9 protein-coding genes and 1 pseudogene are annotated in these 9,346 nt (G+C 69.4%); 1 reads left to right on the top strand and 9 read right to left on the bottom strand.

What is annotated here, in order from left to right; genetic code table 11:
• The 4 genes and pseudogenes from ACIBTX_RS11130 to ACIBTX_RS11115 form a co-directional block, all read right to left on the bottom strand.
• Positions 1 to 327 (bottom strand): annotated as a pseudogene (locus ACIBTX_RS11130) (hypothetical protein); the annotation flags it as partial.
• A 45-nt stretch (positions 328 to 372) separates the two neighbouring features.
• The gene (locus tag ACIBTX_RS11125) at positions 373 to 1,728 is read right to left on the bottom strand and encodes an NAD(P)/FAD-dependent oxidoreductase (RefSeq protein WP_357125257.1); all 1,356 of its coding nucleotides are present in this window, start codon (positions 1,726 to 1,728) and stop codon (positions 373 to 375) included.
• Between the two features lie 21 nt (positions 1,729 to 1,749).
• On the bottom strand, positions 1,750 to 2,028 hold the full coding sequence (locus ACIBTX_RS11120; RefSeq protein ID WP_355047938.1) for a phosphopantetheine-binding protein: 279 nt from the start codon (positions 2,026 to 2,028) through the stop codon (positions 1,750 to 1,752).
• 208 nt (positions 2,029 to 2,236) lie between these two features.
• Positions 2,237 to 2,791, bottom strand: a complete 555-nt coding sequence (locus ACIBTX_RS11115; RefSeq protein WP_363660516.1) for a TetR family transcriptional regulator — start codon at positions 2,789 to 2,791, stop codon at positions 2,237 to 2,239.
• A 332-nt stretch (positions 2,792 to 3,123) separates the two neighbouring features.
• Between ACIBTX_RS11115 and ACIBTX_RS11110 the strand changes: the two genes are divergently transcribed.
• Positions 3,124 to 3,546, top strand: coding sequence for an isoprenylcysteine carboxylmethyltransferase family protein (locus tag ACIBTX_RS11110; RefSeq protein WP_357125250.1), 423 nt, complete (start codon positions 3,124 to 3,126; stop codon positions 3,544 to 3,546).
• A gap of 125 nt (positions 3,547 to 3,671) precedes the next feature.
• Here the strand turns inward: ACIBTX_RS11110 and ACIBTX_RS11105 are convergent, their stop codons facing one another.
• The 5 genes from ACIBTX_RS11105 to ACIBTX_RS11085 all read right to left on the bottom strand — a co-directional run bounded on the left by ACIBTX_RS11105 (position 3,672) and on the right by ACIBTX_RS11085 (position 9,322).
• Entirely contained in the window at positions 3,672 to 3,875 is a 204-nt protein-coding gene (locus tag ACIBTX_RS11105; protein WP_357125247.1) for a hypothetical protein, read from the bottom strand.
• 722 nt (positions 3,876 to 4,597) lie between these two features.
• Positions 4,598 to 6,034 carry an MFS transporter gene (locus ACIBTX_RS11100; protein WP_357125244.1) on the bottom strand — a complete coding sequence of 479 codons (1,437 nt, stop codon included), beginning with the start codon at positions 6,032 to 6,034 and terminating at the stop codon, positions 4,598 to 4,600.
• Positions 6,035 to 6,043: 9 nt separating this feature from the next.
• Positions 6,044 to 6,589: a flavin reductase family protein gene (locus ACIBTX_RS11095; RefSeq protein ID WP_357125241.1), complete on the bottom strand. Its 546-nt coding sequence runs from the start codon at positions 6,587 to 6,589 to the stop codon at positions 6,044 to 6,046.
• A gap of 5 nt (positions 6,590 to 6,594) precedes the next feature.
• Positions 6,595 to 8,154 (bottom strand): amino acid adenylation domain-containing protein, encoded by a 1,560-nt coding sequence (locus tag ACIBTX_RS11090; protein ID WP_396832389.1) that lies wholly within the window; start codon positions 8,152 to 8,154, stop codon positions 6,595 to 6,597.
• A gap of 31 nt (positions 8,155 to 8,185) precedes the next feature.
• Positions 8,186 to 9,322, bottom strand: a complete 1,137-nt coding sequence (locus tag ACIBTX_RS11085) for an acyl-CoA dehydrogenase family protein (protein ID WP_357125234.1) — start codon at positions 9,320 to 9,322, stop codon at positions 8,186 to 8,188.
• Between the last annotated feature and the right edge of the window lie 24 nt (positions 9,323 to 9,346).

The following is a 9,346-nucleotide window of genomic DNA, read 5'->3' as shown; positions in this document are numbered from 1 at the left end:
GTCGACGACCAGGCTCGGGTCGGCCGGCCCTTCGAGCATCCCGGTGCGGTTGTCCGCCCAGCGGTGGGCATGCAGGTGGAAGGTGTGGAACAGGTCGCCGTGCTGCTGCACGTACAGGCTGGCCGGGTGCGCGTCGGTGAGCCCCTCGGTGACCACGAGAACCGTCGAACCCTGCCGCAGTGCCACCGACACGTGGTCCTCGTCGCGGCGCGAACCGACGACGGCGAAGCCGTACTGTGCGGCGAGCTCGCGTGCGGCCCAGACCGCGTCGGTCACATGGAATTCGACGTGGTGCACAGCCAGGTCGCTGAACACACTGCTGCCCACGCTCACTGATGTCCCCCCTACCGGGGCCGCACGGCCCCCTTGTGGTCAGAAGATGGGAGCCGCCGTCGGAGCGGACAGCTCACCGAGATACGGATGCCAGAGGTGTTCGGGGTCCTGCTCAACGGCCCGGATGACGTTCCGCATCTCGACGAGCGCCTTGGGCTCGGCCTCGTCGTACATGTTGCCCTGCAACATCTTCAGCACGTCGAGGCGATACCGCGGGTCCTGGACGAATGCGGTGAACAGGATGTTGAGCCGGTAGTAGGCCGAGATGAACTCGTACCAGTTGCGGACGCCGCGCCGCAGCAGCATCTCGTAGGTGGCGAACCGCTCGCGCTTGAAGTCGCCCGCCTCGGCGGCGGCGATGATGTCGTTACAGGCCAGCCGAGCGCTGTTGAGCGCGATGCTGACGCCGGTGGAGAAGATGGGATCCACGAAGCGGGCGGCGTCCCCGATCATGACGAAGTTGTCGCCGCAGATCTGCTTCATCGCGTAGCTGTAGTCGCCCTCGGCCTTGAACGGCCGCACCTGCTTCGAGCTGCGCAGGGCCGCCTCCAGCTCGGGCCGGCTGCCCACGCACTCCCAGAAGAATCCTTCGAGATCCTCCCGGGCCGCCTCGGCGAACCGGCTCTTTTGGGTGACGACGCCGATCGACGTGACCGTCTCGGTGATGGGGATCTGCCACACCCAGCTGTCGGTCAGCGGCAGGAAGTGGATGAAGATGAAGTCCGACTTCGCCTGCTCGGCCGAGAGCGCCTGTCGATCGAAGCCGTCGAACCAGGTGTGGATCGCGTACTGGTTGAAGACCGAGTCGGCCACCTTCACCTTGAGCTGGCTGCCCAACGTGGTGTTCCGGCCACTGGCGTCGATCACCATGCGCACCGGCACCTCGCGTTGCCCGTCCGCGGACCGGGTGTGCAGCACGGGGTGTTCGCCCTCGAAGTCGACGCGGTTGACCCGCACGCCGTGGTGGACCTCCGCGCCGAGACTCGCTGCGTTCTCCAGCAGGATCTGGTCGAACTTGCCCCGGTCGACGTGGAACGTGTAATCGCGGTCGACGCCGGCCTGATCCCGCTCGTTGAACATGACCTCGGCGAGCCGGAAGTCGTGGGTGAGGTTGGAGAAGCCCATGTGGCTCACCGGCCGCGACTCGGCCGACGTCCACGCCGCGCCGAACTTGCGCGGGAAGCCGGCCGCCTCGACGGCTGCCATCGCCCCGGTCTCCAACAGCACCGGCGTGGTTGCCGGGACCAACGACTCGCCCACGTGCTCGCGGGGGAAGTGGGCGCTCTCGAAGACCACGACGGACAGCCCCGCCTTGGCCAGGTAGGCGGCGGCCGTGGACCCGGCGGGTCCGCCTCCGATGATGCCGATGTCCCACTCTGCTGGCTTGGTGTTCATGGCGCCTCCTCGGCAGGCCTGTCAGGCGCGGGGCAACGACAGGATCAGATCGGTGATGGTGTCGAGACTCCGGAAGTGCCGTCCCGTGATGTGCGAAGGCGGCACGTCGACGTCGAGCTCCGCCCGGACGAACGCGATGAGCCGAGCTGTGTTCAGTGAGTTCAGAACGCCCCACTCCAGCAGTGGCGAGTCGGGGCGCAGGTCAACCCCGGTGACCGCCTCGTCCTGGTCGCCAATCAGCTCGTGGCGCACGTACACCATCAGTTGGCCGAGTATCTCGTCGCGTTGGTCTGTCGGCACAAACCCCTCCCAGGTCGCCGGACGTGGTCTCCCCCGTGGGGCGTCACCCGGGAGGCCGGGAAACCCACCGGCGCTTCCCCCTCTGATGACATCCCTGTTCGATGAATTCTAGAAGCCCACGCGGGTTCGTCAAGGGGGATGCCGCGCAGGGATCGACGTCGGCCACTGGCGCGACGACGGTGGAGCCCGCCCACCGAGGGCGGACCGATCAGGCCAGGACGCCCGTGAGGTAGGTCTGGATGGCCTTGCCCGTGCCCGCGGCCAGAGCGGCGGCGCTGAGCTCGGCGATCGCCGGGACGCGGAAGACGTACCGGGTGGTGGCGAGACCGATCAGGTGCGAGCCGACCATGGCGGCGCGCAGCTCCGGCTGGGAGTGACCCAGGGCCCGGGCCAGCGGGAGGATCACCTGGTCGCCGAGGAAGTTACGGACGGCGTCCGCCGCCATGTCGTTGGCCGTCATCGACCGGAGGATGCCGCCGAGTCGCGCCGCCGTGTCGGGCTCGTCCCAGTGACTGAAGAACAGCTCGACAGCACGTCGGCCGACCTGGCCACGAGGGCCCTTCATCGCCCGCTCCACCAGATCCGGCGGCTGCAGGGCGCCACGCACCGCCGCCTCGAACAGGCCTTCCTTGGTGAGGAAGAAGTGGTGCACCAGCGCGCTGTCGACGCCCGCCTCCTGGGCGATGGTGCGGACCGTGGTGCCCTCGTAGCCCCGCTCCGCGAACTGGCCACGAGCGATCTCGAGGATGAGCTGATGGCTCACCGTCGGCCCGACACGTCGCCCCGTCCGCCGTCGTGGAGCACCGTTCGGGGACACCTCCGCGCCCACAAGTTCACCTTTCCCAGTTCATCGCATGCCCTATTCATCGTATGGGGGCAAACGCCATAGTATCGCCTTCCTACGTGCGGAAATACGGAGGTTCTGCGGACAGGCAACGACAACAGTACGTAACGATGCCTTGACATGGTGCCCCGCACGCGCCGTAGCATGGCGCAGTGCTACGAACACGGGCCGTCGTCGGAAGTCTTGTCTTCTTTTGCGCCGCGCCGGGTGTGGTCGCCGGCTTCGGTCCATGGTGGATTTCCGACTGGGAGGTGGAAACACCGTTCGCCTACTACCAGCCGGTTCGAGTCCTCGGCGCGCTGATGCTGGTCGCCGCGGTGGCGTTTCTCCTACAGTCGTTCGTGCGCTTCGTCGTGGAGGGGCTGGGCACTCCGGCCCCGGTGGCGCCGACCGAACACCTGGTGATCGGCGGCCCCTACCGGTACGTCCGCAACCCGATGTACGTCGCGGTGGTGACGGCCATCCTCGGCCAGGCACTGATCTTCGGCCAGGCCTCGCTCCTGTGGTACGGGTTGGCCATCGCCCTCATCCAGGCCGCGTTCGTGCGGTTCTACGAGGAACCCGGTCTGCGCCGACGATACGGCGCCGCGTACGACACGTACCGCGCCGCGGTCCCGGCGTGGATTCCCCGCCTACGGCCGTGGCAGCAGGGGGCCAGCTCACCGCAGGCGTGATCCGATAGCCCGCCTCACCAGCCGTGCGGCCGATCTGACGAGCCGCTGACCCGCGAAGGGACTGCCATGTCGCCTACCCCCCAGGGCTGGCTGCCCTCCGCCCACGACGGAGGGCAGCCAGCCCGCTAGGCGACCCGCTGCCGGGTGGGCAGTTCCGCCTGCGTCACCGATGCCTGGCAACTGGCCGTCAACACCGGCAGCCGCCCGGAGACCTCGGCGATCAACTCCCCCCGCAACAGGTCCTCGCCGGCGGGTTCCCCCCAGATGACGAGCCGGCAGTTCACCTGCTCCGCGCGCACCGATGCCGAGGCCGTCCAGATAATGGGCATACGGTGTCGTGCCGCTCCCAGCAATTCCACCGTGACGAACTCGGGAGCCGTCTTGTCGGTGCCGTCGCACTGTTGGAAGCCGACGTGCGCCGTAATCTCACCAGTGCCCAGGTAACTTAATTGAAACATTACGCGGAACTCGTGCCCGCCTACGTCCGCCGGCAATAGTCCCGCTGTCAATAAAAGCCCTTCTGGCTCGTAGAAGAGTACCTGGACATCCGTAACCGCCAGTGCTGATGACTTCATATCCCTGGTGGCCCCATCCCCCATTAGCGTACCGCCAGTTCATCGATGGATGTTATCCTGCCGACGGCCGCGCTGTCCCCCCCTAAATGGGTGGGCGATCACGCGGCACCGGTCGGGTTGCAGACCGTTACGGCCCGAATAGGTCTCATCGGGCATCAGGCGCCGGGCAGAGATGTCGCACACGAATGCGAGCACGGCAATCGCCCGCCACCGGCCAACCCGGTTGACGTGCGCCAATGCCGATGTAGCCCGCCACGACCCTGCGGTCCGCGCCGTGACGTCCCGGACCGGGCACGTCGAGCCGGCGCCCGCCGCCTCCGCGACGCAACCAGCTCCCACCATCGCGCCTGCCGACATTGCGACACGAGCTACCGGTGGTCAGCCACCTCACCATCGATGGATTCGATCGCGCCAAGCCCCCCTGGCGCGATCGAGGCCCCGACCGCAGGGCCGGGGCCTCGATTCCCGTGGACCGCTCAGGTCGGGGCACCCGCCGCGAGGACCTCCTCCTCGTCCTCCTCGACCGCGTGGCCGTGACCCTGGGTGCGCAGGTGCGGAATGAACAGCGCGATGACCGCGCCCGCGGCAAGCGCACAGGCGGCCACCAGGTGGGCCTCCTCCAGGCCGTTGACGAACGTGGTCACGGACTCGTAGCCGCCGTTCGCGCCGAGGATCGCGCCACCCACCGACACGCCCATCACGGTGCCGGTCTGGCGGATCGCGTTGGACACACCGGACGCCACGCCCTCCAGCTCGGCGGGCGCGAACCCGAAGGCCAGGCGGCCGATCGGCGCGAGGAAGATGCCCAGGCCGAGCCCGGTGATGACGAACGGCACCACCAGCTTCGAGTACGTCAGGTCGCCGACGACCGAGCCGATCCAGCCCACGCCGATGGCCTGCATCGTCAGGCCCAGGATCACCAGCGGCTTACCGCCGATCTTGTCGGTCAGGATGCCCGAGATCGGTGCCGCGATCATCGGCATGGCCGTCCACGGCAGCGTGCGAACGCCAGCCTCCAGTGGCGAGTAGCCGAGGACGCTCTGCAGGTACTGGGTGCCGAGGAAGACGGCGCCGAAGACGCCGAACGGCATGATGATGGTCGCCACCATGGTGAGACTGAAGCCACGGCTGCGGAACAACGACAGCGGCACCATCGGCGTGCGTGCCCGCGACTGCCAGAAGATGAACACGAGCACGAGGAGACCGCCGACGATGAACCCCGCCAGGATGGAGGGGCTGTCCCAGCCGGCGCTGTTGCCCCGCACGAGGCTGGACACGATGCCGAGCATGCCGGCGGTGACCAGGACGACGCCCACCGGGTCCAGGCGACCGTAGCCGCCACGGCTCTCGCGGACCCGCGTCATCACCGGCAGCAGCAGCAGACCGATGGGCACGTTGACCCAGAAGATCCACTGCCAGGACCAGGCTTCGGTCACCGCGCCGCCGATGACCGGCCCGAGGGCGATACCGAGACCCACCATCGCGCCCCACAACCCGAACGCGTGGCCACGCTGACGTGCCGGCACCACACTGGCCAACAGCGTGAGGGTCAGCGGGAGGACGACCGCCGCGCCCAGGCCCTGCACCGCGCGTGCGGCGATCAGGAACTCGATGTTGTCGGCGAGGCCCGCCAGCCCGGACGCAATGGTGAAGACCAGCAGCGCGATGGTGAAGACCTTGCGCCGGCCGAAGCGGTCACCGAGCGCCGCGCCGGTCAACAGAAAGACGGCGAAGGTGAGCGTGTACGCGTTGACGATCCATTCAAGATCTTCAAGGCTCGCGCCGAGCTCGGTACGGATGACCGGTAGCGTCGTCGTGACGACGAGGGTGTCGATTGCGACCATGAACACCGCGACCAGGGCCGCGACCCATGTCCATGCGGCGCTGTGGGTCGCTGGTTGGTTCTTGTCCACTCTGTTTCCCTACTCGAGATGGATTGACTGGGAAGGATCGCTGGGACGCTGCCCGTTGCGCTCCTCTCGTCGGTAATGGGGGCGAGAGACCCGGACATATGTCCCGCGCCAATACCCCAGCGGGAATCGGTCCGGCGCCGTCGCCCCACCGACGAGACGGCCGAGCACGATGGCGTGATCACCAGCGGTGATCACGTCATGCAGCGCGCACTCGGTGAAGGCGACGGTCGGTTCCAGCCGTGGCATGCCGGCCACGTCGCCGGGACGCCAGGCCACATTGGCGAACTTGTCGCTGCTGTAGCTGGCGAACAGTTCGGAGACCTCGTGGCCGTCGGCGTCGAGGAAGTTGACGGCGAATCCGCCGGTCTCCCGGATGGCGTCCAGGGTCGAACTCACCTGCCGCACGCAGAACAGCAGCAGTGGCGGGTCCTTGGAGACGCTGCAGACCGACGACGAGGTCAGGCCGTGCGGCCGACCGGACGCGTCGATCGCGGTCACCACGCTGACGCCGCTGGCCAGCGAGCCCATGATCGCCAGGAACGCACTCGGTTCCACGTTGACTAGTTCGGTGCCAGTAATGGTCCACCTCCTTCGATCGCCGCCAGCAGCGCGGCTCGATCGGTCTTTCCGTTCGGGGTGAGCGGTAGGCTCGTGGCCGCCTGGACGGAGTCGACGATCATGTAGGTCGGCAGCTGTCCGGCGCACCAGCGCTTGATCTCCAGCAGGCCGGGCCGGCGGTCGCCCGCCGGCACCACGACCGCGTGCAGCCGCGCGGCGAGCCCGGCGCCGGCGACGACCACCGCGGCCGCCGCGACGTCCGGATGCGCGGCGAGGACGGCCTCGATCTCGCCGGGCTCCACCCGGTTGCCGCGCACCTTGGCCATGTCGTCGCGGCGGCCCAGGTATTCCAGCGTGCCGTCGGACGACATCCGCCCGAGATCACCCGTTCGGTACGGTCCACGCTGCGGCTCCCGCCCCCAGTAGCCGAGCATCACCGTGGGCCCGTCCGCCACGATCTCGCCCTCCGGGCAGTCGCCGCCACCAGCGGCACCTGCGCCGTCAAGGCTCGGCGGGACCAGGGTCAACACCGCGCCGCTGGCCGGTCGGCCGATCGGCAACGGGCGGTCGCGCCCCTCGTCGGCGTCGGTCACCTCGTACGACGCGCAGACGTTGGTCTCGGTGGGCCCGTACCAGTTGAGCAGCCGCACGCCCGGCCAGGCGGCACGGAGTTCGTGCACGTACCGGATCGGCATCACCTCACCGGCGAAGACGCAGGCCCGCAGGGCCGGCGGCGGCGGGCCGTCCAGCAACCCGCCGTCCCGGATCATCAGGGTCAACGCGGACGGCACGGAATACCAGATGGTGATGCCCTCGTCGCGCACGAACCGCGCCAGCTGCACCGGCGCGTAGGCCAGCTCGGCCGGGACCAGGTGCACCGACGCGCCCGCGCGGAACGCCGCGTAGAGGTCGAAGACCGACAGGTCGAAGTTGAACGGGGCGTGGTTGGCCAGCCGGTCCCGTGGCGACACGGCGAGCAGGTCACCGGCCCACTCGACGAACGCCGCCGCGTTGCGGTGGCTCAGGCTGACGCCCTTCGGGGCGCCCGTCGACCCGGAGGTGTAGAGGATGTACGCGGGCTCGTCCGGGGCCGGTCGGTGCACCGGCGGCAGGTCACTCTCGGCCCCCAACCGCTGCAACTCGTCCAGCGACACCAGCGGTGGCCCGTCCGGAACACCGCCTTCGCGGGCGACCCGGTCGGCGGCCGGACCGTCCGCCACGACGACGGTCGCCGCGCAGTCGGCCGCGATGCGCCACACCCGGGCGGGCGGGTTCGCCGCGGACACCGGGACGTACGGCGCCCCCAACGACAGCGCCGCCTGCATGACGGCCACCGCGTCGGCCCGTTTGTCGGACCACAGCACCACCCGGTCGCCCGGGGACACCCCCGCACGCGCCAGCCCCGCCGCCAGGCGCCGCGCGGCCGTCGCCAGCTCCGCGTACGTGAGCTGGCCGTCGTCCGCGATCACCGCCGGCGCGTCCGGTGTACGACGGGCCCACTCGGCCACGTAGCCGTGGATTCCCGCGCCACCCGGCGTGTCGGACTGGTCCACGTCCCGCACGGTCGACACCTCCCTGGTCAAGCCGCGGCCCTCACAGGCCCAGTTCGCGGGCGATGAGCAGACGCTGGACGTCCGACGTGCCGGAGAAGATCGTGCTGGGGACGGCGTCGCGCAGCATGGTCTCGATCCCGGTGTCGCGCAGGTATCCGAGTCCACCGAACAGGCGCACCGCGTCGAGCGCCCCGGCGACCGCCGCCTCCGAGACGGCCAGCTTCGACAACGCCACGTTGAGTTCCGAGCCGCCGCCGTTGTCCATCTCCCAGCAGCAGCGATAGAGCAGCAGCCGCGCCGACTCCGTCCGCAGCTTCATCTCGACGATCCGGTTCGCGACCGCCTGGAAGTCGCTGATGCGCCGGCCGAACTGGCGGCGCGAGGTCACGTGCTCGACGCAGCGCTCCACCAGGCGGTCCAGCAGGCCGACGTATCCGGCGAACAGGCAGGCCCGCTCCCAGCGCATCGAGTGCTGGAAGATCGCGGCACCCTGGCCCGGCTCGCCGAGCACCCGCTGCGCCGGCACGAGGCAGTCCTGAAAGGACACCCGGCCGGCCGGCGCCGACACGAGGCCCATCTTGTCGAACGGCTCGCTGACCGTCAGGCCGGGAGTGTCCCGGTCCAGCACGAACGCGGTGACACCGAGATGGGCGGCCGCCGGATCGGTGGTCGCGTAGGTCACCAGCACGTCGGCCACCGGTCCGTTGGTCACGAACGTCTTCTCGCCGTTGAGCAGGTAGCCGTCCGCCGTCTCCGTCGCGGTGACGGCGAGCCGCGAGACGTCGGAGCCCGCGCCCGCCTCGGTCATCGCGTTGCCGGCCACCACCTCGCCCGAGCAGATCCGCGGTAGGAGGCCCTTCTTCACCTCCGGTGTGCCGAACCCGGCGATCGGCACCGCGCACGCGAACTGGTGCGCGCTGGCCGCGAACACCAGACCGGTGTCCGCGCACCCCCGACCGAACGCCTCGACACGCAACGCGGTGTCCAGGGCGCCCAGCCCGCCGCCGCCGTACTCGGCGGGAATGCAGAGGCCGAGCAACCCCAACCGACCGAGACGCCGCCATGCCTCGCGGTCGTGCAGCCGGCTGGCGTCGGCGGTGGGCGGGAAAGCCCGCTCGGCGCTCGCGCGCACCTCGTCGTAAGCGTCCCGCTGTTCAGGCGTCCAGGCGAAGTCCACGGTGCCCCCTCGGCCGCGCGGTGA

The sequence above is a fragment of the Micromonospora sp. NPDC049359 genome (assembly GCF_044466585.1).
Classification (GTDB): domain Bacteria; phylum Actinomycetota; class Actinomycetes; order Mycobacteriales; family Micromonosporaceae; genus Micromonospora.
Note: the sequence above shows the minus strand (reverse complement) of the source record. Positions and strands in the feature narration are given on the sequence as shown.